This is a genomic window from Phenylobacterium sp. FG114, assembly GCF_057809855.1.
This window is the reverse complement of sequence record NZ_JBMDKU010000001.1, coordinates 122,028-145,679: the sequence shown is the minus strand read 5'-3', so window position 1 is coordinate 145,679 and position 23,652 is coordinate 122,028. Positions and strand designations below refer to the sequence as shown.

Annotated in this window: 29 protein-coding genes; 9 read left to right on the top strand and 20 right to left on the bottom strand. The window is 69.5% G+C overall.

The window, feature by feature from the left end:
* Window positions 1-128 precede the first annotated feature (128 nt).
* A complete protein-coding gene (locus ACODSY_RS00745) occupies window positions 129-584 on the top strand; it encodes a GFA family protein (protein ID WP_488949713.1) in 456 nt (151 codons plus the stop codon).
* Here ACODSY_RS00745 and secB read toward each other — a convergent pair.
* A complete protein-coding gene (secB, locus tag ACODSY_RS00740; RefSeq protein WP_488949712.1) occupies window positions 581-1,066 on the bottom strand; it encodes a protein-export chaperone SecB in 486 nt (161 codons plus the stop codon). The two genes, ACODSY_RS00745 and secB, sit on opposite strands and share 4 nt — an antisense overlap.
* A gap of 176 nt (window positions 1,067-1,242) precedes the next feature.
* Here secB and timA point away from each other — a divergent pair, with 176 nt between their 5' ends.
* Genes timA through ACODSY_RS00725 form a run of 3 tightly spaced genes read left to right on the top strand, consistent with a single transcriptional unit; the run spans window position 1,243 to window position 3,484 of the window.
* Window positions 1,243-1,860 carry a TIM44-related membrane protein TimA gene (gene timA, locus ACODSY_RS00735; RefSeq protein ID WP_488949711.1) on the top strand — a complete coding sequence of 206 codons (618 nt, stop codon included), beginning with the start codon at window positions 1,243-1,245 and terminating at the stop codon, window positions 1,858-1,860.
* 20 nt (window positions 1,861-1,880) lie between these two features.
* Window positions 1,881-2,984: an MltA domain-containing protein gene (locus ACODSY_RS00730; protein WP_488949710.1), complete on the top strand. Its 1,104-nt coding sequence runs from the start codon at window positions 1,881-1,883 to the stop codon at window positions 2,982-2,984.
* Window positions 2,981-3,484 (top strand): Smr/MutS family protein, encoded by a 504-nt coding sequence (locus ACODSY_RS00725; protein WP_488949709.1) that lies wholly within the window; start codon window positions 2,981-2,983, stop codon window positions 3,482-3,484. Before ACODSY_RS00730 ends, ACODSY_RS00725 begins: the two co-directional genes overlap by 4 nt.
* Here the strand turns inward: ACODSY_RS00725 and ACODSY_RS00720 are convergent.
* The 10 genes from ACODSY_RS00720 to ACODSY_RS00675 all read right to left on the bottom strand — a co-directional run bounded on the left by ACODSY_RS00720 (window position 3,481) and on the right by ACODSY_RS00675 (window position 11,257).
* On the bottom strand, window positions 3,481-5,403 hold the full coding sequence (locus ACODSY_RS00720) for a pyrroloquinoline quinone-dependent dehydrogenase (RefSeq protein ID WP_488949708.1): 1,923 nt from the start codon (window positions 5,401-5,403) through the stop codon (window positions 3,481-3,483). The genes ACODSY_RS00725 and ACODSY_RS00720 overlap by 4 nt on opposite strands.
* 75 nt (window positions 5,404-5,478) lie before the next feature.
* A complete protein-coding gene (locus ACODSY_RS00715; RefSeq protein WP_488949707.1) occupies window positions 5,479-5,802 on the bottom strand; it encodes a phosphoribosyl-ATP diphosphatase in 324 nt (107 codons plus the stop codon).
* Window positions 5,799-6,572 (bottom strand): imidazole glycerol phosphate synthase subunit HisF, encoded by a 774-nt coding sequence (hisF, locus tag ACODSY_RS00710; RefSeq protein ID WP_488949706.1) that lies wholly within the window; start codon window positions 6,570-6,572, stop codon window positions 5,799-5,801. The genes ACODSY_RS00715 and hisF overlap by 4 nt, the downstream gene beginning before the upstream one ends.
* Window positions 6,569-7,291 (bottom strand): 1-(5-phosphoribosyl)-5-[(5-phosphoribosylamino)methylideneamino]imidazole-4-carboxamide isomerase, encoded by a 723-nt coding sequence (gene hisA / locus ACODSY_RS00705; protein ID WP_488949705.1) that lies wholly within the window; start codon window positions 7,289-7,291, stop codon window positions 6,569-6,571. Before hisA ends, hisF begins: the two co-directional genes overlap by 4 nt.
* Window positions 7,288-7,923: an imidazole glycerol phosphate synthase subunit HisH gene (gene hisH, locus ACODSY_RS00700; RefSeq protein ID WP_488949704.1), complete on the bottom strand. Its 636-nt coding sequence runs from the start codon at window positions 7,921-7,923 to the stop codon at window positions 7,288-7,290. Before hisH ends, hisA begins: the two co-directional genes overlap by 4 nt.
* A gap of 9 nt (window positions 7,924-7,932) precedes the next feature.
* On the bottom strand, window positions 7,933-8,523 hold the full coding sequence (gene hisB, locus ACODSY_RS00695) for an imidazoleglycerol-phosphate dehydratase HisB (RefSeq protein WP_488949703.1): 591 nt from the start codon (window positions 8,521-8,523) through the stop codon (window positions 7,933-7,935).
* 5 nt (window positions 8,524-8,528) lie between these two features.
* Window positions 8,529-9,518, bottom strand: a complete 990-nt coding sequence (locus tag ACODSY_RS00690; protein WP_488949702.1) for an adenosine kinase — start codon at window positions 9,516-9,518, stop codon at window positions 8,529-8,531.
* Between the two features lie 64 nt (window positions 9,519-9,582).
* Window positions 9,583-10,191 carry a DUF1190 domain-containing protein gene (locus tag ACODSY_RS00685; RefSeq protein ID WP_488949701.1) on the bottom strand — a complete coding sequence of 203 codons (609 nt, stop codon included), beginning with the start codon at window positions 10,189-10,191 and terminating at the stop codon, window positions 9,583-9,585.
* Between the two features lie 5 nt (window positions 10,192-10,196).
* Window positions 10,197-10,610, bottom strand: coding sequence for a DUF350 domain-containing protein (locus ACODSY_RS00680; protein ID WP_488950145.1), 414 nt, complete (start codon window positions 10,608-10,610; stop codon window positions 10,197-10,199).
* A 2-nt stretch (window positions 10,611-10,612) separates the two neighbouring features.
* Entirely contained in the window at window positions 10,613-11,257 is a 645-nt protein-coding gene (locus tag ACODSY_RS00675) for a DUF2491 family protein (RefSeq protein ID WP_488949700.1), read from the bottom strand.
* Window positions 11,258-11,332: 75 nt separating this feature from the next.
* Here ACODSY_RS00675 and ACODSY_RS00670 point away from each other — a divergent pair, with 75 nt between their 5' ends.
* The 3 genes from ACODSY_RS00670 (at window position 11,333) to ACODSY_RS00660 (ending at window position 14,095) form a co-directional block, all read left to right on the top strand.
* On the top strand, window positions 11,333-11,998 hold the full coding sequence (locus ACODSY_RS00670; RefSeq protein ID WP_488949699.1) for a YjfI family protein: 666 nt from the start codon (window positions 11,333-11,335) through the stop codon (window positions 11,996-11,998).
* Window positions 11,999-12,008: 10 nt separating this feature from the next.
* Window positions 12,009-12,776, top strand: a complete 768-nt coding sequence (locus ACODSY_RS00665) for a PspA/IM30 family protein (RefSeq protein WP_488949698.1) — start codon at window positions 12,009-12,011, stop codon at window positions 12,774-12,776.
* Between the two features lie 158 nt (window positions 12,777-12,934).
* Window positions 12,935-14,095, top strand: a complete 1,161-nt coding sequence (locus ACODSY_RS00660; protein WP_488949697.1) for a glutathionylspermidine synthase family protein — start codon at window positions 12,935-12,937, stop codon at window positions 14,093-14,095.
* A gap of 99 nt (window positions 14,096-14,194) precedes the next feature.
* On the opposite strand, the gene ACODSY_RS00655 is transcribed toward ACODSY_RS00660, so the two are convergent.
* The 5 genes from ACODSY_RS00655 to ACODSY_RS00635 all read right to left on the bottom strand — a co-directional run bounded on the left by ACODSY_RS00655 (window position 14,195) and on the right by ACODSY_RS00635 (window position 17,377).
* On the bottom strand, window positions 14,195-14,326 hold the full coding sequence (locus tag ACODSY_RS00655; RefSeq protein ID WP_488949696.1) for a hypothetical protein: 132 nt from the start codon (window positions 14,324-14,326) through the stop codon (window positions 14,195-14,197).
* A gap of 96 nt (window positions 14,327-14,422) precedes the next feature.
* Complete coding sequence (gene gcvA / locus ACODSY_RS00650) at window positions 14,423-15,334, bottom strand: transcriptional regulator GcvA (protein WP_488949695.1); 912 nt, start codon at window positions 15,332-15,334, stop codon at window positions 14,423-14,425.
* A complete protein-coding gene (gene nth, locus ACODSY_RS00645) occupies window positions 15,331-16,008 on the bottom strand; it encodes an endonuclease III (protein WP_488949694.1) in 678 nt (225 codons plus the stop codon). The genes gcvA and nth overlap by 4 nt, the downstream gene beginning before the upstream one ends.
* 32 nt (window positions 16,009-16,040) lie before the next feature.
* Window positions 16,041-16,811 (bottom strand): SDR family NAD(P)-dependent oxidoreductase, encoded by a 771-nt coding sequence (locus ACODSY_RS00640; protein ID WP_488949693.1) that lies wholly within the window; start codon window positions 16,809-16,811, stop codon window positions 16,041-16,043.
* Window positions 16,811-17,377 carry a DJ-1/PfpI family protein gene (locus ACODSY_RS00635; protein ID WP_488949692.1) on the bottom strand — a complete coding sequence of 189 codons (567 nt, stop codon included), beginning with the start codon at window positions 17,375-17,377 and terminating at the stop codon, window positions 16,811-16,813. Before ACODSY_RS00635 ends, ACODSY_RS00640 begins: the two co-directional genes overlap by 1 nt.
* 73 nt (window positions 17,378-17,450) lie before the next feature.
* Here ACODSY_RS00635 and ACODSY_RS00630 point away from each other — a divergent pair, with 73 nt between their 5' ends.
* Window positions 17,451-17,954: a DUF2244 domain-containing protein gene (locus tag ACODSY_RS00630; RefSeq protein ID WP_488949691.1), complete on the top strand. Its 504-nt coding sequence runs from the start codon at window positions 17,451-17,453 to the stop codon at window positions 17,952-17,954.
* Here the strand turns inward: ACODSY_RS00630 and hslU are convergent.
* Genes hslU through hslV form a run of 3 tightly spaced genes read right to left on the bottom strand, consistent with a single transcriptional unit; the run spans window position 17,951 to window position 20,685 of the window.
* The gene (hslU, locus tag ACODSY_RS00625; RefSeq protein WP_488949690.1) at window positions 17,951-19,246 is read right to left on the bottom strand and encodes an ATP-dependent protease ATPase subunit HslU; all 1,296 of its coding nucleotides are present in this window, start codon (window positions 19,244-19,246) and stop codon (window positions 17,951-17,953) included. The genes ACODSY_RS00630 and hslU overlap by 4 nt on opposite strands.
* A 19-nt stretch (window positions 19,247-19,265) precedes the next feature.
* Complete coding sequence (locus tag ACODSY_RS00620) at window positions 19,266-20,147, bottom strand: DUF4440 domain-containing protein (RefSeq protein ID WP_488949689.1); 882 nt, start codon at window positions 20,145-20,147, stop codon at window positions 19,266-19,268.
* Complete coding sequence (hslV, locus tag ACODSY_RS00615) at window positions 20,134-20,685, bottom strand: ATP-dependent protease subunit HslV (protein ID WP_488949688.1); 552 nt, start codon at window positions 20,683-20,685, stop codon at window positions 20,134-20,136. Before hslV ends, ACODSY_RS00620 begins: the two co-directional genes overlap by 14 nt.
* A gap of 53 nt (window positions 20,686-20,738) precedes the next feature.
* Here hslV and ACODSY_RS00610 point away from each other — a divergent pair, with 53 nt between their 5' ends.
* A complete protein-coding gene (locus ACODSY_RS00610) occupies window positions 20,739-21,473 on the top strand; it encodes a HesA/MoeB/ThiF family protein (RefSeq protein ID WP_488949687.1) in 735 nt (244 codons plus the stop codon).
* Here ACODSY_RS00610 and ACODSY_RS00605 read toward each other — a convergent pair whose 3' ends face one another.
* Window positions 21,474-23,477, bottom strand: a complete 2,004-nt coding sequence (locus tag ACODSY_RS00605; protein ID WP_488949686.1) for an alpha/beta hydrolase family protein — start codon at window positions 23,475-23,477, stop codon at window positions 21,474-21,476.
* Window positions 23,478-23,652 lie beyond the last annotated feature (175 nt).

The following is a 23,652-nucleotide window of genomic DNA, read 5'->3' as shown; positions in this document are numbered from 1 at the left end:
CTCCCTGCGGCTCCGCAGCCTAGTCGCCTCCGCGCCATGCGCATCGACATGCAGCGGAAAATTTCGCGGCAGATGTCGAAGGCCGCTCGCGTCCAGCGACCAGCGTCGAACCTGAAGGAGCTTCGACCATGTCAGACCAGATGTTCATGCAGGGCGGCTGCGCCTGCGGGGCCGTGCGGCTCGGGATCGCGACGGCGCCGATCATCGTCCATGCGTGTCACTGCCACGCCTGCCAGCGGCGCAGCGGGTCGGCGTTCGCGGTGAACGCTATGATCGAGACGGGACGGGTGGCCGTGCTGGCCGGCGAGGTCCGCGACGGCGAGGACGGGATGGTCTGGAGCTGCGCGGCCTGCGGCCAGACGCTATGGGGACATCACCCGGCGTGTGGACCTGGCGTGGCGTTGTTTCCGGTCGGTCTGATGGACGAGGCCGAGCGATTGCCGCCCGACGTCCACTGCTTCACCGAGAGCAAGCACCCGTGGGTGTCGCTGCCGGACGACGTGGCGGCCTACGCCGGGAACTACGACAGCGCGGCCGTGCTGGACGGCGCGCGCCTGTCGAGACTGGAAAGCGCCTTGGACTAGGCGTGGCCGACCGCGGGGTCGGACTGCGCCTTGCGGGCGGCGTAGACGCCGGCGAAATCGATGGGGTCGAGCAGGAAGGGCGGGAAGCCGCCTTCCGAAGTGACCTCGGCGATGATCCGGCGGGCGAACGGGAACAGGTAGCGCGGGCACTCGATGAGCAGGACCGGCTCCATCTCCTCGGCCGGCACGCCGCCGATCTGGAAGACGCCGCCGTACAGCAGCTCGACGTGGAACAGCGGGCCGTCCGGACGCGCCGCGCGGGCCGACAGCTTCAGGTCCACCTCGAACAGGCCGTCTTCGCGGCCGCGGGCGTTCATCTCGACGTTGAGGTCGATCTGCGGCTGGTCCTGGCTGGGACGCAGCGCGTCGGGGGCGCGGGGGTTCTCCATCGACAGGTCGCGGATGAACTGGGCCAGGATGCGGATCCCGGGCTCGCCGCCCTGGGCCTGGGGCGCGCCGGCGCCGAGGTCGATTTCACTCATGTCGGAAGGCGTTTCTCGCAGGTGGAAGACGCGAAAATCGCGTCCAGTCGGGCCGAGCGGCTATCATGGCGCCCAGGGTGATGCAACGCCGCCCCTGACGGCGGCGTTCCTGCGGACTATATTGGGATATTGCGCGTATAAGGTCGCAAACGCCTTCCAGTCCTGAAAGCCCCTCGGTGCAAGTCCTCGAACTGATCATCTTCGCCGGCCTCGCGGTCATCGTGCTTTACCAGCTCTATTCGGTGCTCGGGCGCCGCGTGGGCCGCCAGCCGGAAGACCGGCCGGCCGTGGAGGCCGCCTCCACCGGAACCCGGGTGAGCGAGCGCGCGCCCGATCCCATCGACGACGGCGTGGAGCTGACTGGCCTCGCCGCCGTGAAGGCCAAGGACCCGTCGTTCGACGTGGCCCGCTTCCTGGGTGGGGCGAAGGGCGCCTACGAAATGATCGTCAAGGCCTTCGCGGAGGGCGACAAGGCCACTCTCGGCAATCTGCTGGCTCCCGCGGTGCTTTCGAGCTTCGAAAGCGTCATCGACGAGCGGGCGCGCGAAGGACGCACCGAGACGGTCGAGTTCTTCCACAGCCCACGCGCCGATCTCGAGAAGGCCGAGGTGACCCAGGGCGACCTGGCCCGCCTGACCGTTCGGTTCCTGGCGGAATTCCGCAGTCGCACCAAGGGTCCCGAGGGCGAGGGCGTCGACGACCGGCGCACCGCCGAGCTGTGGACCTTCGAGCGCCGGCTGAAGAGCCGCGATCCCAACTGGACCCTGGTCCACGTCGACGCCGCCGAGGCCTGAGCCACGTGCGTTGGGGGGGAATGGCGGCCGTCTTCGCCGCGCTGAGCGTCGCCGCCTGCGCCACGCCCTACGAGCACGGGCCGATCCCGCCGGGCTATCCGCCGCTGCCGCAGCCTGCGCCCGGGCCCGCGCCCACGCCGGAACGCATCATCGAGGTCTCGCGCCTCCCGGGATGGGCGGCGGAGGATCATGACGCGGCCTTCGCGGCGTGGCGTTCGACCTGCCAAGCCGCCAGGGACGGCGCGCTCGCCGAGCTGTGCCGCCGGGCCAAGGCGGTGCGCGAGGTCGGGCCAGGCGTGGGTCGCGCCTTCTTCGAAGCCTTTTTCCAGGCCGAACGGCTGGGCGGCGCGGAGGGCGTGCTGACCGCCTATTTCGCGCCGGTCTACGAGGCGAGGCGCAACGCCGACGCCGAGTTCAGCATGCCGGTGCGTGCGAAGCCCTCGGACCTGCTCGTGGCGGACGGCGGCGCCGTGGTCCGCGCGTTGCCGGGCGGTGCGACCGAGCCCTACCCGGATCGCGCCGTGATCGAAGCGGCGCCGGTCGAAGCGCCGCTGGCCTGGATGCGCCCCGAGGAGCTGTTCTTCCTGCAGGTCCAGGGTTCGGGCGTGCTGGTGTTCGAGGACGGCCAGCGGGCCAAGGCGCTCTACGCCGCGAACAACGGCCGCCCGTTCATGGGCATCGCCAATCCCATGCGTGATCGTGGGCTGCTCGCGCGGGACAATACCTCGGGCGATGCCATCCGGGGGTGGCTCGCCGCCCACCGAGGCCCGGAGGCCGACGAGGTCATGCGGCTGAACCCGCGCTACGCCTTTTTCCGCCTGGCGCCCGATGACGGCAAGCCGCCGGTGGGCGCCGCCAACATCCCCCTGCCCGCCGGCCGGGCCGTGGCGGTGGACCCGGCCTTCCATGGCATGGGCGATCTGCTTTGGGTCGACGCCGAGGCTCCGCTGCTGACAGGCGCCTTTCCCGCCTATCGCCGGCTGGCGACGGCCCTCGACACGGGTGGCGCGATCAAGGGCGAAGTGCGAGCCGACCTCTATCTCGGAGAGGGCGCCGCGGCCGGCGCCGAGGCCGGGCGAGTCCGCCACACCCTGCGGCTCTATCGCCTGGTCCCCAAGCCATGAAGCGGCCGCTGAAGCCCGAGGAGCAGAGGATCTGGTCGATGGTGGCGGCCACCGTGCACCCCTTGCCCAGCCGCAGTGCGCCGCGCAAGCCGATGGCTCAGACCCTCGACGCCGCCGCTCGCATCGAACCCAAGCGCGCCGAGGAGGCCCGGAACCGCCTGCGCGACGCCCTGGAAGGCATCGAGCCCAACCGCCGACACCGGATCGTGAAGGAGCGCGAGGAGATCGGCGCCCGCATCGACCTCCACGGCATGACCCAGGATCGGGCGAAGGCGGCGCTGGAGGCGTTCCTGTTTCGCGCCTTCGACGACGGCTGGCGCGCGGTCCTCGTGATCACCGGCAAGGGCGTGCAGGGCGACGGCGTGCTGAAGAAGCGCGTCCCCGACTGGCTGGGCGAGGCCCACCTGACCCATGTGGTGGCCGGCATCTCCGAGGCGGCCCGGCATCACGGCGGCGCCGGGGCGCTCTACGTGGCGCTGAAGCGGAAGCCGCGCCCCTAGTCCGGCAGCGCGAAGGCCACGACCTGATCGCCGCGCTTGGTGTCGGCCTTGGCGTGGCCGCCGGCGGCGATGACCACGTACTGGCGACCCTTCCACACATAGGTCATGGGCGTGGCCTGTCCCCCGGCCGGCAGCCGCCCCTTCCAGAGCTCCTTGCCGTTGGCGGCGTCGAAGGCGCGCAGGTAGTTGTCCATGGCCGCGCCGATGAACACTAGGCCGCCGCCAGTGGCGATCGGGCCACCGAAGTTGGGGGTTCCGACGCCCTTGGTGAAGAATTGAGAGCCCGGCGCGAGGTCGCGGGTCGTGCCGAGCGGGGTGCGCCACAGGATCTTGCCGGTGGTCATGTCGACCGCAGACAACAGGCCCCAGGGGGGCGGGTTGCAGGGCAAGCCAAGCGGCGAGCGCAGCAGTTCCCGACGCATGCCGAACGGGGCTCCAGCCTGTGGACTGATCTCGACGTCGGGATTGGCCTTCTTCTGGGCCGCGACCCTGGCCTCAGGGATCAGGGTCAGCTTGTGCAAAGCCGAGGAGGTGTTGACGAAGGCTATGCCGCGTCGCGCGTCGTAGGCGATGCCGCCCCAGTTCGAGCCGCCGCCGGTGAAGGGATAGAGGATCGTCCCCTTGGTCGACGGCGGTGTGTAGATGCCCTCGTTGCGCGCGTCGGCGATCAGCTTCCGGCAGGCGTCGCGATCCCAAGGGGTCAGCCCATAGGCGTCGTCGGGCTTGATGCGGTTGGGCGCCAGGGGCCCGGGCGCGATCGGGAAAGGCTGGGTCGGCGACAGCACCTCGCCCACCTCACCGCCCTGGGGCACGGGGCGCTCCTCCACCGGAATGACCGGCTGGCCGGTGTCTCGGTCGAGAGTGAAGATGAGCCCTTGCTTGGTGGTCTGGATCACCGCCGGGCGGGCCTGGCCGCCATACCCCACGACGCCCAGGGTGGGCTGGGCCGGCACGTCGTAATCCCAGACATCGTGGTGGGTGGTCTGGAAGGCCCAGGCGAGCTGGCCCGTCGCGGCGTGCAGCGCGACGACCGAATTGGCGTGTCCCGCGTCGCCGGGCCGGGCGGCGCCGTAGAAGTCGGGACTCGGGCTTGACGTCGGCAGGAAGACCAGGCCGCGCGCCTCGTCGACGGACATCGGCGCCCAGACGTTGGCGGCGCCGGCCTTCACGTCCGGCTTCGCGCCGGAGAGCGGATCATAGGCCCAGCGCAGGGCGCCGGTGATGGCGTCAAAGGCATGGACGGCGCCCGAGGTCTCGTGGACCCGCTGGTTGTCGTCGATGGACGAGCCGACGACCACCACGCCCGCGACCACCACGGGCGCCGAGGTGATCTGCGCTCCGGCCGGCCGGTCGAGCTGCGCCTCGGGCATGGCGTCCACCGCCCCGCCGCGCCCGAACCCTGGGCAGGCCTTGCCGGTGGCGGCGTCCAGGGCGAACAGGCGTCGGTCATTGGTGGCCATGAAGACACGCTCGGCGCAGGGCGCGTTGGCCGGCGCCGCGGGATCGCGCCAATAGGCAACGCCGCGGCAGTTGAAGCTGTTCGGATAGCGCAGCGTGGCGTCGATCTTGGGATCGAAGCGCCACAGCGGCTTGCCGGTCGCCGGATCGTGGGCGCTGGCCACGTTGAACGGCGTGCAGAGGTAGAGGCGCCCGCCGGCCAGGATCGGCGTGGCCTCGAAGGCGGCGCGCTCCAGGGCGTCGCGGTGGTCGGCGAGGTCGCCCGTGCCGTAGGTCCAGGCGACCTTCAGGCCCCTCACATTGGCCGGGGTGATCTGGGCGGCGCTGGAGTAGCGCTGGCCGCCGGCGTCGCCGCCGTAGTGGGCCCAGCCGACGTCGGGCGCAGGAGCGGGCGTCGTCGGGCGGCTGCACGCCGCGAGGGCCAGGAGGGCGGCTGAGGCGAGGAGGAGGCGCTGGGTCATGGCCCAGCCTTTTCCCGGGCGCCGCGCCGCCGGAAGACGGTTTGGGACGAGCGGCGGAGCCCGCGGGGCGACCGGTCAGGCCTTGCGCGCGGCCTTCTCGGCGAGGCCGGACGTGCCTTCGCGGGCCTCCAGCCGTTCGGCGACCTCCTCGAGGCTGACCCCGGCGGCGGCGATCAACACCAGCCAGTGGTAGATCAGGTCGGCGCTCTCGGAGGTGAGGGCGTCCCGGTCACCCTGGGCGGCGGCGATGACGGTCTCGACCGCCTCCTCGCCCATCTTCTTGGCGGCGCGGTCGAGGTCGCTGAGGAGTTGGGCCGTGTAGGAGGTGGAGGCGTCACCGCCGCGACGGCTCTCGATGGTGGCGGCCAGCCGGTCGACCACCTTGGCGAAACGGGTCATGCGGGGACGGGCTCCGTGAGGCGGACCGGAATGCCGGCGGCGGCCATGGCGGCCTTGGCCTCGCCGATCGAGACCTCGCCGAAGTGGAAGATCGACGCTGCCAGCACGGCATCGGCGCCGGCCTGAACCCCCTCGATCAAATGGCGGGTATTCCCGGCGCCGCCCGAGGCGATCACCGGGACGCTCACAGCGTGGCTGACCGCGCGCACCAACTCCAGGTCGTAGCCGATCTTGGCGCCGTCCCGGTCCATGGATGTCAGCAGGATCTCGCCCGCGCCCTTGGCCACGACCTCGGCGGCGTAATCGACGGCGTCGAGCCCCGTGGGGTTGCGGCCGCCGTGCGTGAAGACCTCCCAGCGCTCGCCGACGCGCTTGGCGTCGACCGACACGACAACGGCCTGGCTGCCGAAGGCGTCGGCGCAGCGGCTGACCACGTCGCGATCGTTCACGGCGGCGGTCATGATCGAGATCTTGTCGGCGCCGGCGAGCAGCAGGCGGCGGCCGTCGTCGACGCCACGCACCCCGCCGCCGACGCTGAGCGGCATGAAGCAGACGTCGGCGGTGCGGCGGACCACGTCCAGGATGGTGCCCCGGTTCTCGTGGCTGGCGGTGATGTCGAGGAACATCAGCTCGTCCGCGCCGGCTGCGTCATAGGCCTGGGCCTGCTCGACGGGATCGCCGGCGTCGACGAGGTTCACGAACTGCACGCCCTTCACCACCCGGCCGTCCTTGACGTCGAGGCAGGGGATCAGGCGCACCTTGAGGCTCATGCCGCGACCCCTAGCGCCTGGGCCGGGTCGATCGCGCCGTTGTAGAGCGCGCGGCCCAGGACGGCGCCGGCCACCGGCACGCCCTTGCGCGCCTTGAGCTTGGCGATGTCGTCGACGCTCGCCAGCCCCCCCGCAGCGATGACCGGGATCGACACCGCATCGGCCATGGCGCCGAAGGCCTCGACGTTGAAGCCCATGACGGTGCCGTCGCGATCGATGTCGGTGACGATCAGGGCGCCGACGCCGGCGTCCTCGAAACGCTTCGCGACGGTGATGGCGTCGAGGTCGCTGTCGGCGGTCCAGCCCTCGACGGCGACCTTGCCCTTGCGCACGTCGACGCTGACGGCGATCTGCTCGGGGTAGGCCATGGCGGCGGCGATGACGATGTCGGGCTGCGTCACCGCCACCGTGCCCAGGATCACGCGGCTGACGCCGGCTTCGATCCAGCGCTCCACATCCTTCAGCGTGCGGATGCCGCCGCCCAGCTGTACAGGCACCGACACGGACGACAGGATGGCTTCGACGCCGGGAGCGTTCACGGCCTGGCCTTCGACCGCGCCGTTGAGGTCGACCACATGGATCCAGTGGAAACCGGCGTCGGCCCACTGCCGGGCCTGGGCTGCGGGATCGCTGTTGAAGACGGTCGCGGTGGAAAGGTCGCCGTGCAGGACCCGGACGCACTGGCCGTCCTTCAGGTCTATGGCGGGATAGAGGATCAAGGGCGCCACTCCAGGAAGCCGGCCAGGATCTTCAGGCCGGCGGCTTGTGATTTTTCGGGGTGGAACTGAACCCCGGCGATGTTGTCCCGCGCTACGGCCGCAGGGAACCGGCCGCCGTGGTCCACATAGGCCGCCACGTCGGCGGAGTCTTGCGGGAACATGGCGAACGAATGGGTGAAATAGACGGGCTCGCCCGCCTTCGGCCCGGCCAGCATCGGCAGGTCTGAGACGTCTTCGAGCGTGTTCCAACCCATGTGCGGCACCTTCAGCGCCGGGTCGGCTGGCGCGATCTTCCGGACGTCCGCCTCGATCCAGCCCAGGCCGGGCGTCTCGCCGAACTCCAGCCCGCGGGTGGCGATGAGCTGCATGCCCACGCAGATGCCGAGAAACGGAACACCCCTGCCCTTCACCGCCTGGTTCATCGCCTCGATCACGCCCGTGCGCTTGGAGAGCGCGGCCATGCAGGCGGCGAAGGCGCCGACGCCCGGTAGGACGATACGGTCGGCCTTGGCCACCAGGTCAGGATCGTTGGTCACGACAATGTCGGCGCGCCCGTCAGCGGCGCGGACGAGGGCCTTTTCGGCCGAGCGAAGGTTGCCCGACCCGTAGTCGATCAGGGCGACGCTCTGCATAGGATGTTCCTAGAGCACGCCCTTGGTGGAGGGGGCGTGGCCGTGGGTCTTGGGGTCCAGTTCCACCGCCTGGCGCACCGCTCGGGCCAGGGCCTTGAACCCGCTCTCGGCGATGTGGTGGCTGTTGGCGCCGTAGAGCGTTTCCAGGTGCACGCACGCGCCGCCGTTCATGGCGAAGGCGTGGTGGAATTCCTTGAACAGCTCGGTGTCCATGTCGCCGACCTTGGGCGTGCGGAAATCGACCTTCCAGATCAGGTAGGGCCGGTTCGAGAAGTCGATGGCACACCGCGACAGGGTCTCATCCATCGGGATGTAGGCGTGGCCGAACCGGCGGATGCCCTTGAAGCCGTCCAGCGCCTCCTTGATGGCCTGGCCCAGCACGATCCCGGTGTCCTCCACCGTGTGGTGCATGTCGATGTGCAGGTCGCCCTTGGTCTCGACCTCGAGGTCGATGCCGCCGTGGCGGGCGAAGCTGTCCAGCATGTGGTCGAAGAAGCCGATCCCCGTCGAGACCTTGGCATTGCCGACACCGTCCAGGTCCACGGCGACGCGGATCTGGGTCTCCTTGGTGTTGCGGACCACTTCGGCCTTGCGGCTCATCGTTCTTACAGCCCCTTGGATGCGGCGAGGTCCCTCAGCGAGACCTGCGGCCGCGGCCCGTAATGCGAGATCACCTCGGCCGCGGCGATGGAGGCCAGCCGGCCGCACTCGGCCAGCGAACGCCCCTGGCTCAGGCCGAAGAGGAACCCGGCCGCGTATTGGTCGCCCGCGCCGGTGGTGTCCACGACTTTCTCGACGGGTTCGGCCGCGATGTGCAGCGTCTCGCCCTTCGAGAGCACGACGGAGCCCTTTTCGCTTCGGGTCACGGCGGCGAGGTCGCAGTGGCGCAGCAGCTGCTCGCAGGCCTCGTCGAAGTCCGTCGTCTCGTAGAGCGCGAGCAGTTCCGCCTCGTTGGCGAACAGGATGTCCACCTGGCTCTCGATGAAGCCCTTCAGGCCCTCGCGGTGACGCTCCACCACGAAGCTGTCCGACAGGGTCAGCGCGATCTTGCGGCCCGATCCGTGCGCGAACGCGGCGGCCTTGGCGAAGGCGCGGCGGGCCGCCTCGGCGTCGAACAGATAGCCCTCAAGGTAGACGATCTTGGAGGCCTCGACGACCTCCTGGTCCACGTCGGTGTCGGTGAACTCCACCGAGGCGCCCAGGAAGGTGCACATGGTGCGCTGGGCGTCGGGCGTCACGTTGATCATCGAGACGGCGGTGGCCGGGCCGCCCACCAGGGGCGCATTCTCGAAGCGGGCGCCGATGCCGCGCATGTCCTTGGCGAACGTGCGGCCCAGCTGGTCGTCGGCCACCTTGCCCATGAAGGCGCCCTTGCCGCCGAAGCTGGCCAGACCCGCGATGGTGTTGGCCGCCGAGCCGCCGGAGGCTTCCACCGCCTGGGCCATCTTCGAATAGAGCGCCGCGCTGGCCGCGGGATCGACCAGCATCATGGCGCCCTTGGTCAGGCCGTTCTCGCCCAGGAAGGCGTCCGTGCAGGGCGCGATCACGTCGACGATGGCGTTGCCGATCGCGGCGACGTCGTAAAGCTCGGGCATTGCTGGCGGTTTTCCCTCGGGCGTAGGGGGCGCGACTTACAGGGAAAGGTGCGCGGAGGCTAGCCTACCCGCCCCAGCTCCGGCCCGAGTAGCTGCGGCTGCTCATGCGGCCGCCGAAGCCGCCGCGGGAAATGACCGACGAGCGGCTCATGACCTTCTCGGGGCCGCGGGCGATATCGGGGGCGTCGAAGCCGCGCTGGCCGATGCGGGTGCGGCCGGTGGAGTAGTCGGTCCAGACGCGCCCGCCGTTGGGGGTGTAGAACCCGCCGTCGCGCCAGTCACGGTAGAGGCCGCGCCCGCCCCAGCCGCCGTCCAGCATGCGGCCGACCACGAAGCCGGCGACCAGGGGCCCCCAGAACGAGCCCGTGCCGCCCACGCTGGAGCGGGGCACGCACTGGCCTGGGCCGTAGACGTCCTCGCAGGTCTTGGAATCGGCGTAGCGGGCCTCGGCGTTCTCGTCGTCCTTGGCGTTCTTCTCGGCGGTCTGGCAGGCGCTGTCGGGCACCTCGTTCTTGTCGAGGCACTCCTGGAGCGACTGGTAGGCGTAGGCGTCCACCGACTTGTCCGCGTGGTCGATCCGCACGTTGTCGGCGGCGTTGTCGCCGCAGGCGGTGAGCGAGACGCCGCCCGCCGCCATCAGGGTGGTGAGGACCAGTTTCCGTGTGCGCTTCATCGAAATTACGCCGTCATGCAGGCGGCGTTCAGGATGCCCACCGCCAGGGAGATCGAGAGCAGATAGAGCGCCGTCGACATCTCGCCGCGCTCGATGCGGGCCGAGACGTCGGGCAGCGCCACGCGGCGCACGATCCAGAAGGTGGCGATCTGGATGACGCCGGCCAGGATCGCCCAAGCCACGAACTCCGGGAGGGTCGCGGTGTGGGCCAGCGCCGAGGCCAGGGGGATGACGTAGCCCAGCAGCGCGCCGCCCAGGGCCACCGCGGCGGCCATGTTGCCCGAGCGGATGAGCGCGCCCTCGTCGTGCGGCGTGATCCAGCGGTAGATCGCCTTGAAGATCAGGGTGAAGCCGCCGGCCGCCAGGAAGGCCAGGCCGAAGCTCAGCGCGCCGGCGCCGAAGGTGGCGGGGTCGAACACGATCATGCTTCGAATTCTCCAACGTTCAGCGGAATGCCGACCATGATCTCATGAGTCAGGTCGCCGCCCTCAGGCTCCATCTCGATCGCCAGCAGCAGTTCGCGTCCCTCGCCCGAAAGCTCGCGCGAGAAGAGCATGCAGGTCTGGAAGATGCGACGCACGTGACGCCCGTCGCGGTCGTCGAAGACCTCTTCCCAGAAAGTGACCGGATCCTGGCGCTCGTCAGCGTCGCCGAACCAGAAGCGGCGGTATTCCGGCAGGTCGTCGTCGGTGAAAGTGCGGGCGCGCAGGCGGTCGCCCCAGACCCGGCGGGCGCGGCCGTCGGGCGGGTAGGCGCTGGACCAGGGCACGAAGACGGTGAAGTCGTCGGCCTCCTTCCCCTCCGGATCGGGACTGACCATCTGCAGCATCAGGTCGTCCTCGGTGTAGAAGCGGTGGACGAACCCGTCGGCGCCGAGGTCTATGAGGCCCTGGGCGACGATGTTCAGTGCGTCGCCCCGAAGCTGCACCCGGGTTTCGGCGCCATAGCGACGCCAGGCCAGAGGATCGAGACGAACGGAACGACCGATGGTGATGTTGCGAACGACTGGCACGGCCGGGGCCCTCGCCTCGTCCTTGCGTCCGCCGAACAGTCCGCGAAAGATCACGCCATCAGCCCTTGTCGAGGGAAGATCATAGACCCATGTTGCTGGTTGTCAAACATACGCGTATACATACCTGGTATGGCTAGAGCCAAGGACAAGGCGGCGGGCCTGAGCCCTGCGGAACGGACCCGCCTGTGGCGCGAGGAGCGCCAGAGGCTCGGGCTCGTGAAGCTCGAGCTCTGGGTTCCGCCCGGCGCCAAGGCCGACATCCAGGCCGCAGCCCGTTCCATTATCACAGCGTCGAGCCGCGGACCGGCGCTGTCGAGAAACCCCGACCCTCCGCAGGGATCTTTCCAGATGGATCATGTCATCGACACCGATTGGTCGGTGAAGAGCCTTGCCCAGGCGCTGAGCGAGACCCGCCTGCTGCGCGACGGCGAGCTGACCGCGCGGGTGCTCGAGGGCTCCGAGCCGGTGCTCCAGATCACCATGCACGAGTTCGGCGACCTGCCGATCTTCCTGTCGGTGGGCGCCGAGCAGATCGTCGTCTCGGCGCTGATGTGGCCGGTCGACGAGCAGAAGGACCAGGCGGCGTTCAACATCTTCCTCCTGAAGGCCCAGAAGCTGGTGCCGCTGTCGAACTTCGGCATCACCACCGTGGCCGGGCGCGACTATTACGAGATTTTCGGCGAGCTGACCTGCAAGACCACGCTCCAGACGGTGATCATCGAGTTGCGCATGCTGGCGGAGAACGCGATCCGTTCGGCGGAAGAACTCCGCGACAACTTCGCGACCGCCGCCTAAGGACACCCGCATGTCGATCTTTTCGAAGCTGATCACCCTGTTCCGCGGCACGGCTCACGAGGCCGGGGCGGCGGTGGTGGACGCCAACGCGCTGCGTATCCTGGACCAGGAGATCCGCGACGCCGACAACGCCCTGGGACGGGCCCGCGACGACCTGGCGACCCTGGTGGCCAAGCGCCGCATGCTCGAGAAGGAGCTGCAGGGCCTGGCGGATCAGGCCGGCCGCTACGAGAGCTCGGCCCGCGCCGCGTTGGACAAGGGCGACGAGGCCCTGGCGCTGGAAGTTGCGCAGCGGATTTCCGAACTCGAGACGGATATCGGCGTGAAGACGCCGCAGCTCGCCGACATGCGCGCCGCCGAGGAGCGCATGCACCAGACCATCGCCACGACCCAGCAGCGGGTGGAGAACCTGCGTCGCGAGATCGACGTGGTGAAGGTCAACGACAGCGTCCAGCGCGCCCAGGCGGCCGTGGCCAGCCAGGGGGCAGGCGCCGCCTCGCGTCTGGGTTCGGCGGCCGACAGCCTGAAGCGCATCAAGGAGCGCCAGGCGATCCAGGACGAGAAGTTCAAGGCGGCCGGCGAGCTCGAGGACCGGCGCACCGGCGCCGACCTCGACGCGAAGCTGAAGGCGGCGGGGATCCTGCCGGGCCATTCGTCGGCGAGCGACGTGCTGGCCCGCCTGAAGGCGCCCAAGGAAGATCCGATGGCCCAGCTGGAGGCTCCTCGCCTGCAGATCGAGGCCCAGCCCGTCCCGGCGAAGCGCGGCGAGGAGAGCTGAGCTTTCAGATCCGCTCATCCCGGCGAGCGCCGGGACCCAGATCCAACGCCGCGGTTTCGCCGGATCGGCGCCGCGCTTCTGGAGCCTGCCTCTGAGTCCTTCCATCTGGGTCCCGGCGCTCGCCGGGATGAGCGGAAGGGCATGGGGCGAGAGGTGAAATGAAACGCATCAAGACCGAAGAGCGCCCCGGCTGGGATGAGAAGGCCGAGGCGCTCGGCTTCACCTGGCGCCATCTCGACGGCGCCCGGTACTGGGACGAGCGGGCCTACTACGAGTTCAGCCTCGCCGAGGTCGAGGACGGGATCGAGGCGCCGGCGCGCGAGCTGCACGCCATGTGCCTCGACCTGGTCGCGGACGTGGTGAAGAGCGAGGAGCTGATGGCGAAGCTCGCCATCCCGGAAGCTTCCCGCGACGACGTGGCCGCGAGTTGGGCCGCCAAGGACCCCTCGCTCTATGGCCGCTTCGATCTCGCCTACGACGGGACGGGGCCGGCGAAGCTGTTCGAGTACAACGCCGACACGCCCACCAGCATCTACGAGACCGGCACATTTCAGTGGGTCTGGCTTGAGGACATGATCGCGGCGGGCCGCTTGCCGGCCAACGCCGACCAGTTCAACAGCCTGCACGAGAAGCTGGAGCAGCGGTTCCGGGCGATCTTCCCCGCGGGCGGCTTCGTCCACTTCGCCAGCGATCCCGACACGGTCGAGGACCGCCAGACGGTGAAGTACCTGGAGGACATCGCGGCCCAGGCGGGGATCGAGCCGAAGTTCGTGCCGATCGAGAGCATCGGCCTGGACGGCGACGGCCGGTTCGTCGACCAGGACAACTACATCGTCCAGGCGCTGTTCAAGCTGTACCCGTGGGAAGAGATGTTCCGCGAGGACTACGCGGCGAACATCAAGAGCTCGAAGACCCTGTTCCTGGAACCGGCCTGGAAGGCCGTGCTGTCCAACAAGGGAATGCTGCCGTTGTTGTGGCAGAGGCACGCCGGCCACCCGAACCTGTTGCCGGCCTTCTTCGAGAGCGACCCGGCCTCAGCGGAGCTGGCCAAGTCGTATGTGCGGAAACCGCTGTTCAGCCGCGAGGGCGCCAACATCGAGCTGGTCGACGACGGGCGGCGCGCGAAGGTGCTGGACCAGGGCTATGGCGAAGAGGGCCACATCCGTCAGGCGCTGCACCCGCTGACGGCGTTCGACGGGAACTACCCCGTCGTGGGCGCGTGGATCGTGGGAGATGAGCCGGCCGGCATCGGCATCCGGGAGGACCGGAGCCGCGTGACCAAGAACCTGAGCCGCTTCACACCGCATGTGATCCTCTGAAAAGGCCGAAGGCGCAGGACGCCCGACGGTCGGCACGCCTGCGCCTTCGCAAGGTCCAGGGTCCCGTGCGTTGCGGTGCGCGGGCCTGGGAAGCGATGCCTAGAGGAGGGTGAACGCCGCGAGGGTCGCCGGGACGATGAAGATCACGGCCACGACCAAGCCGATCACCGCGTCGTGGAGGCGGCGTTCCGTGGCGGCGAACTGGACGGTGTCGATGCAGTCGGTGGTCATGATGATCTCCCGGGGCGAGAGGTTTCGGATGACCTCGTTAAACGCCGATCAGCGTTCGTCGACAAAGGAGAAGTCGGCTGTTCAGGTGACTCCAGATCACTCGAAGCGCTGCAGTCCGTCGGCGTCGGCCTGGGCGATCAGCCAGTTGCGAAACTTCCGAATATCGGGTCGATCCGCCTTCTCGGGCAGGGTGAGGATCCACTGACTGAACGGGCTGACGAGCTCGATGTCGAAGGGTTTCACGAGGCGGCCGGTCGCCAGCTCGTCCAGGACCAGCGCGCGTTCGCCCAGCGCCACGCCGCGCCCCGCGATGGCCGCCTCGATGGCGAGATACACGTTCGAGAACTGTTGGCCACGGCGCCAATCCACTTCGGGGGCGCCGGCTTGGGCCAGCCAGTCGCCCCAGTGCGGCTCGCCCTGGGCCAGGTAGACGTCGGCCAGCAGGTGGACGTTCGCGAGGTCGGCCGGGGTGTCGAGGCGGGCGTGTTCGAGCAGGCGCGGACTGCAGACCGGAAACATGAACAGCGACACCAGCTTGCGCGCGTGGAAGCCGGGGTAGGGGCCCTTTCCGAAGCGGATCGCGACGTCATAGCGCTCACGCACCAGATCCACTGCTTGGTCGGAAGCCGCCACCAGGACCTGGATGTCGGGGTGGCGCTCGTTGAACAGGTGCAGGCGCGGGACCAGCCACCGGGCGGCGAACGAGTGCATGGCGGTGACGGCGAGCACCCCGGGCCGCTCGCTGCGCACCTCCGCCACCGCCTCTTCCATGAGGCTCAGGCCCTGGCGCACGCCGGTGGCCAGCCGCTTGCCGGTCTCGGTCAGGCGCACCGCGCGGTTGAACCGCTCGAAGAGGCGGACCGCCAACTCGGCCTCCAGCGCCTTGATCTGGCGGCTGACCGCCCCCGGCGTGATCGCCAGGTCCTCGGCCGCCTGCAGGAAGCTCTCGTGTCGCGCCGCAGCCTCGAACACGCGCAGGGCGGTGAGAGGGAGGCGGCCCGCGCTCATGCGGCGAGGAACAGGTGCTTGGACGGGCAGAGGTCGGCCACGTGGCATTCGGCGCACTTGGGCCGGCGCGCGACGCAGATGTACCGGCCATGCAGGATCAACCAGTGATGCGCGCGGGTGAGGTAGGGCTCGGGGACCACCGCCATCAGTTCTGCCTCGACTTTGTCGGGGGTCTTGCCCGTAGAGAGGCCCAGGCGGTGCGAGACGCGAAAGACGTGAGTGTCGACGGCGATCGCCGGCGCGATGCGCAGCTCGTTCAGCACCACCGAGGCGGTCTTGCGGCCGACGCCGGGCAGGGCCTGCAGGGCCTCGCGGTCGAGCGGAACCTCGCCGCCGTGCTGCTCGATCAGGATTTCGGCCATCCGGATCACGTTCTTGGCCTTCATGTTGTAGAGGCCGATGGACGAGATGTAGGGCTTCAGGCCCGCCTCGCCGAGCGACAGCATCTTCTGTGGCGTGTCGGCCACCTTGAAGAGCTTGGCGGTGGCCTTGTTGACCGAGACGTCGGTGGCCTGGGCCGAGAGCGCCACGGCGACCACCAGTTGGTAAGGGCTGGCGTAGTCGAGCTCGGTCCGAGGGTCGGACTCCTCGGCCTCGAACCGCGCGAACAGTTCCGCGATCCGCGCTTCCTCGGCGGGCTTCAGCTTCTTCTTGCGGGCGGGGGGCTTGGCCATCGGCCGAGGATGCGATGCGCCGCCTGCCGCTGTCAGCCCCGATCCACCGCGAACGGCCCGAACGCCTGTTGGACCGGCATGATCTCGATGGTGTTGACGTTGATGTGGGCCGGCAGCTTCAGAACGCCCTCGCAGACCAGGGCCACGTCGTCGGCGCTCATTGCGTGGACGCCCTTGTAGACGTTGTCGGCGGCGGCCCGGTCGCCCTTGAAGCGGACGACGGAGAACTCGGTGTCGGCCATGCCGGGCTCGATAGAGGTCACGCGCACCTTCGTCCCCAGGAGGTCGGACCGCAGGTTCAGCGAGAACTGGCGTACGAAGCTCTTGGTGGCGCCGTACACATTGCCGCCAGGGTACGGGTAGCTGGCCGCCACCGACGAAAGGTTCAGCACGTCGCCGCGGTCGCGCGCCACCATGCCGGGCAGGACTGCGCGGGTCATGCGCACCAGGCCGGTGACATTGGTGGCGATCATGGTCTCCCAGTCGGCGAGATTGGCCTCGTGAGCCTTGCCTAGGCCAAGGGCCAGGCCGGCGTTGTTGTAGAGGATGTCGACGGCCTCGAACTCGCCGGGCAGGCTGGGAAGCAGGGCGGCGATGGAGGCCTCGTCGGTGACGTCCAGCTCGCGGGTGAGCAGGCGATCGGTCGCGAGCTCCCTGGCGAGGGCGGCCAGACGGTCCGCACGTCGGCCCGTGGCAATCACCCGCCCCCCGGCTGCGATCAGACGGCGCGCCATCGCCTCGCCGAAGCCCGAAGTGGCGCCCGTCACCAGGGCGATCCGCCCCTCTGCCCACGTCTCGCCCATCATCCCACCTTCGCGACTGAATCCACGATCTGCGCCGCGGCCTCGGGGCCGATGAGGCGATCCACGATCCAGGCGGCCAGGTCCTGGGTGGCCAGGCAGCCGCCGCCGGTGGCGACATTGCCGTGGATGACCAGGGGCCGGCGTTCCGTTCTCACGCCCATCGCCTCGAGCTCGGCGAAGACGCTGGGATAGGTGGTTGCGCTAAGGCCTTCAAGCAGGCCCAGCGCGGCCAGGACCAGAACGCCGGAATCGATCGCGGCCACCAGCTGCCGCGCCGGGTCCAGCTTCAGCTGGGCCAGCCACGCCGGGTCCCTGATCTTAAGCCGGCTGCCGGGACCGCTGACGACGAACACCGCGTCGGCCTGCTCCGCCCAGGCCAGCGGCTCATGCCGATCGATGGCGAGGCCGGAATAGGAGCGGAAGCGCGGCTCGTCGGCGCAGATCCGCACGTCCCACTCCTCCGCATAGGCGGCATAGGTCGGATCCTTCACGCGGTAGAACAGGTCCCAGGGCATGAAGAGGTCCACGTCGGTGAACCCTTCGTACGCGATCATGGCGATCTTCATGGCAGGCCTCCGTCGATGATGGAGGCGAAGTGGGGCGGGGCGCCGTCCGACCGTTAGAGCCAGTTCCGGCGGCGTGGACTTCCCGCTATCGTCCGACGCGATGAGCCCGCAGCTCTACATGGACGCCGAGATCCGGCCGAACCGGTCGCTGTCCGAGCGCGGCTTCGTGATCCTGGTCTCGATCATCACCGTCGCCAACGTCGCCTCCGCGGCGGTCTTCGTGAAGATGGGCGCGCACTACGTGACGCCGTTCCTGGGCCTCGACGTGCTGGCCGTCGTGGTGGCGTTCATGGCCAGCTACAGGTCCGGCCGTATCGTCGAGCGGGTGCAGGTCAGCCCGTCCGAAGTGCGGATCACGCATGAGACTACGAAGCAGATCCGCATCGTCTGGGAGAGCCCCACGGCCTTCACCCGCGTCACCACCGAGCGGGACGAGGAAGACCGAGTGATGGCGCTGCGCCTGGCCCTGTCGGGCCGGGAGACCGCGGTGGCGGCCTCACTTAGCCCCGGCGAGCGCCGCGAGTTCGCCCGCGCCCTGGAAGAGGCCATCTGGAAGGCCAAGCGGCATCGCGATTAGAGGATGAACTTTGACAGGTCCGCGTTGGCGGCCAGTTCGCCGATGCGGCTCTGCACGTAGGCGGCGTCGATGACGATGGTCTCGCCGGTGCGGTCGGCGGCCGTGTAGCTGATCTCCTCCATCACCTTTTCCAGGACTGTCTGGAGCCGGCGGGCGCCGATGTTCTCCACCGAGCCGTTCACCGCCACGGCGGCGTCGGCCAGGGCGTCGAAGGCGTCCTCGGTGAAGGTCAGCGTCACGCCCTCGGTGGCCAGCAAGGCCTGGTGCTGGCGGACCAGGTTGGCCTCGGGCTCGACCAGGATGCGGCGCATGTCCTCGCGGGTCAGGGCCTTCAGCTCCACCCGGATCGGCAGGCGGCCCTGCAGCTCGGGCAGCAGGTCGGACGGCTTGGCCACGTGGAAGGCGCCCGACGCGATGAACAGGATGTGGTCGGTCTTCACCGGCCCATGCTTCGTGGAGACCGTCGTGCCCTCGATCAGCGGCAGCAGGTCGCGCTGCACGCCCTCGCGGCTGACGTCGGCGCCGGCGCGGTCCTGGCGGCTGGCCACCTTGTCGATCTCGTCCAGGAAGACGATGCCCTGGTTCTCGGCCAGCGACAGCGCCTCGGTGGTCAGCGCCTCCTGATCGACCAGCTTGTCGCTCTCCTCGGCGATCAACGGAGCCCAGGCGCCCGAGACGGTGGTCTTGTGGGTCTTGGTGCGGCCCCCGAAGGCCTTCCCGAACATCTCGCCCAGATTGAGCATGCCCAGGTTCGGCTGGCCGGGGATATCCATCGGCATGGCCGGACCGTTGTCGGCGAGCTGCAGCTCGACCTCCTTGTCGTCCAGCTCGCCGGCCCGCAACTTCCTGCGGAAGCTCTCGCGGGCGGCCGTGGAGCCTGGGCCGGTGAGGGCGTCCAGGATCTTCTCCTCGGCGGCGGCCTCGGCGCGGGCGCGCACGCCGGCCCGGCGCTTCTCGCGCACCATGGCGATGGCGCTCTCGACGAGGTCGCGGACGATCTGGTCCACGTCGCGGCCGACGTAGCCCACCTCGGTGAACTTGGTGGCCTCGACCTTGAGGAACGGCGCCTGGGCCAGCTTCGCCAGCCGCCGCGCGATCTCGGTCTTCCCGACGCCGGTCGGGCCGATCATCAGGATGTTCTTCGGCGTGACCTCGTCGCGCAGGTCGTCGGGCACGCGGCGGCGGCGCCAGCGGTTGCGCAGGGCGACGGCGACGGCCTTCTTCGCTTCGTGGTGTCCGACGATGTAGCGGTCGAGCTCGGAGACGATTTCGCGGGGAGAAAATTCGGTCATGTCGGCCGCTAGATAGTGGCTAACCGGGCGGTGCGACAGCCTGCGGCTTGACGGGCGGCGCCTTCAGGGGCGGCGCGGGCAGCAGTTCGTCGAACAGCACACGCCAGCCGGCCGCGTCGTTGCGCCAGATCCGGACGTAGTGGCCGCGCTGCTCGGCCCCGTCCGCCGCCCACTTGGCGACGCCGTAGGTCCAAGCCAGGTCGCCGGCGTTCGAAGCCTGGCCGCCCAGCGGCGCGAAGGCGATCGACCGGGGCCGCGTGGCGAGCTCGGCCTCGATCCCGGCGCGGTCGGTGGGCGGTTTGGTGGCAGAGCCCACGACGCGTCCGTCGTCGGCCACCACCGCCAGCACGGCGGCCCTGGCGTCGGTCCTGGCCGCGGCGTGCAGGACGATCTCGGCCTTCATCACCTGGTCCATGGCCTTGGCGGGTGATCCAGCCTGTTTCGCGGCCAGCTTCGCATAGGCGACGGGGGAGTCCTTGGGCGCGGCCCCGGTCTGGTCGCTGGGCGGGCCGCCGTCGTAGAGCCACTTCCACGACCCGTCCGGCTGCTTGGCCCAGACGGTGAAGTAATACCCGCCGGGCTGGCCGTCGCGGGTGTAGGGTCCGGTGGTGAAGCCGAGGTCGCCCGACCGCGAGATCGCGGCCCAGAGCGGCCACCAGACCAACTCCACGCCTTTGGGTCGCGGCTGGCCGAACGCGGCCTTCGCCAGCACAGGCTCGGGCGCGAAAACGATGCCGTCCGGCGCTGAATGCTTCAGGAAACTGGCCTGGACGCCAAGCGCGAGGCCATCGGCGGCGAAGGCCCGCTCAGCGGCTACGACGGGCGCCGGATCGATGGCCTGCGCCGCCAGGGCAGGGGCGGCGATGAGGCTCGCGAGAAGTGCGAGGCTAAAGTGTTTCAACCGTGAGGCTTCCATTGGTGTAGACGCAGATGTCCGCGGCGATGCCCATCGCTTTGCGCGCGACGGCCTCCGCATCCAATCCGTTTACGTCCAACAGCGCCCTTGCTGCGGCGAGCGCATAGTTTCCGCCCGATCCGATAGCCGCGACCCCGTGCTCGGGCTCCAACACGTCGCCCACGCCGGTGACGGTGAAGATGGCATCCTTGTCGGCCACGATCAGCATGGCTTCCAGCCGGCGCAGATAGCGATCCGTCCGCCAGTCCTTGGCCAGGTCGACGCACGCGCGGGCGAGCTGGTCGGGATACTGCTCCAGCTTCGCCTCCAGCCGCTCGATCAGGGTGAAGGCGTCGGCGGTGGATCCCGCGAACCCGGCGATCACCCGGCCGCCGGCCAGCTTGCGGACCTTCTTGGCGGTGCCCTTGACCACGGTCTGGCCCATGGACACCTGCCCATCGCCGGCCACGACGGTCCGGCCGTCCTTGCGCACCGCCAGGATCGTGGTGCCGTGCCAATCGGGGAATGCTGAGCTATTCGACATGCGGGCGATGTGAGCAGCCGCTCCGTCGAGGTCAAGCCAGTGAGATTCGGGGAATGACGTTCACCGACGAGGAGATCGAGCGCTATGCCCGCCATCTGGTGCTGCGCGAGGTGGGCGGCCCGGGCCAGCAGAAACTCAAGGCCTCGAGCGCGCTGATCGTCGGCGCGGGCGGCCTCGGCGCGCCGGCTTCGCTGTACCTGGCGGCGGCGGGCGTGGGCACGATCATCCTGGCCGATCCGGACGAGGTGGACCGCTCGAACCTGCAGCGTCAGGTGATCTACGCCGACGACGACCTGGGCCGCGCCAAGGTGGACGCCGCCGCCGACCGGCTGGCGGCGCTGAACCCGCATGTCTTCGTGGCCGGCTTCAACGGGGCCTTTGACGCCACGACCGCCGACCAGCTGGTGGAGGGGGTCGACCTGGTGCTGGACGGCACGGACGACTTCGCCACCCGCTTCTGCGTCAATGAGGCCTGCGTGCGCCACGGCAAGCCCTTGATTTCCGGCGCGATCGGCCGCTGGACGGGGCAGGTCGGCGTGTTCGGCCGCCAGCCCTGCTACCGCTGCCTCGTGCCCGAGATCCCGCCCGAGGCCGAGACTTGCGTGGCCGTGGGCGTGGTGGGGGCGCTGGCCGGCGTGATCGGCTCGATGATGGCGCTGGAGGCTGTGAAGATGATCACCGGGGCCGGCGAGGCGCTGACGGGTCGCCTGCTGATCTACGACGCCCTGGCGGCCGAGACGCGGACGGTTCGCGTGGCTGGCGATCCGGAATGTCCGGTGTGCGGCTGATCACACGTATTTCGCAATGAAGTCCGTGCTGGTCGTCAGCACCGTCTTCCACGTCGCGTCCGACCAGTTGCGGTGGCCTTCGCCCTTGAGCTCGACCAGCTCGCACGTCTTGCCGGCCGCCTTCAGCGCACGCGCCATCATCTTGGATTGCCGGGGATCGACGATGGTGTCCTCCAGGCCGTGGATCAGCAGCACGGGCGCCTGGATCTCGCCGGCGCGGCGGGCGGGGGAGGCGCGGGCGAGCAGCGCCTCATCGGCCTTGGGGTCGCCCATGGAGGCGCGCCAGTAGGCGTAGGCGGGCGAGTCGGGCCCATCCTCCTTGCGGGAGAAGGCTAGGCTTTCGATCAGGTCGGCGTCGCCGGCGATGGAGACGACCGCCTTGTAGAGCTCGGGCCTGCGCACCGCGCCCATCAGGGCTGCGTAGCCGCCGTAGCTGGCGCCCATGACCGCCAGGCGCGTCGGATCGGCGCGGCCCAGGGCCACGATCTGGGCGACCGCGTCCTCGACGTCCTCCTGCATGCGGTCGGCCCACTGGCGCTTGCCCTGCTCGGCGAAGGCGCGGCCATAGCCGCCAGAGCCGCGGAAGTTCGGCTGCAGCACCAACCAGCCACGGGCGGCCAGGGCCTGCACCGTGGTGTCGTAGTCCAGGTAGTCGCGCACCTCGGGCCCCCCGTGCGGCATCACCACCATGGGCAGCGGCTTGCCGTCGGCATTGATGGGGATGGTGAGGTAGGCGGTGATCTCGGCGTCGTCGCGGGTCTTTACCTGGATCGCCTCCGTCCGGGCCAGGCGGTTGGGACTCAGCCACGGCTTGCAGTGGCCGACGTATTCCAGGCTGCGCTTGTCGCGGTCGTAGACCTGGAACGAGCCCGGCTCGCGCGGTCCGGTCGCCTTGAACAGCATCCGCTTGTGCGCCACGTCGATGTCGTAGAGCTGGACGTTGCAGGTGTTCTTGAGCGCCGCGTTCACCGCCCGGAAGTGCGGGGCCATCGCCGGGTCGGCGAACTGGTAGTTCAGGCGGTCGTCCCAGTAGGCGCTGCCCACCAGCTTCAGGTTCTCGTCGACGAACGCGGTCTCGAAATCGCGGTCCGGCCGCTCGGCGACGATGTCCCCGAACTCGAGGCTGGCCAGGTCGAAGGTGCGAATCACACTGGTGTCGCGGCCCTCGGCGCGCTGGCAGACCAGGAACACGCCGGCGTCTGGGGTCGGCCCGACCACGTCGAAGTCCGGCAGCTTCTTCATCTCGTTGAAGCGCGACTTCCGGATCAGCTTCCAGTCGCGCTGGCCCGGCGCGCGGCCGTAGACCCAGCCGACGGTGCCGCGCGAGTTGGAATCCATCCGCAGCATCGGCACGCCGCCCTGGGTGAGCCAGAAGTCGGTGGCGGCGACACCCTGCTCCACCAGCTCGGCCTGGCCGGTGTAGACGTCCACCTGATAGAGGCCGTAAGCGCCGCGGCTGTCGTTCCACGCCTGCATCAGCACGCGGCGGGGATCGTCCTTGAGGTAGTCGACGACGCGCGAGGCGTCGAAGCCGCGCCGCAGCACCGAGCGCGAGCCGGCGAACATCACCACCGGGTCCTGGCCCTTGAGGCTCACCGACACCACGCGCTTCACCGGGATGGGTACGAAGGTGTCGTAGAACCAGAGGCCGTAGGGCTGGCCCTTCTCGTCCTTGGAAAAGGTGATCCAGATCAGCAGGCGCTCGTTGTTGGCCCACTCGACATGGCTGACAGACTGTTCGCCGATCACCGCCGCGTCCGGCGTGGCCGATAGGTCCGCCATGCGGGACAGCGTGACGAAGGCGCTCTTGCGGCCGTCTCGCACCTGAGTGCGCAGGATGGCGAGCTGTTCGCCGTCGGGCGAGATGGCTGCATCGTGGACGTCGGGTTCGCGCAGCAGTTCGTCGATGCTCGGGGGAACGGGCGTGGCGGCCTCCCGCGCCAGCGCGGGCGCCGCTAGGGGCCCTAAGACCCCCGCCGCCATCATCGCGCGACGCGTCAGCATGGTACCCACAGCTTCCCTGGGCGCATTCGGTTGGATGGTTGGGCGCGCGGCCCGCCTCCGTCAATGGCGCGGGATCTGGCTTAGTCCGCGCGGCGGCGCAACACTTCGTCACGCCCCGTCACCGCCCGCACACAGGCCGGCGCGGCGCCTGACGCAGGGTCCGGCTCCCTTGAGT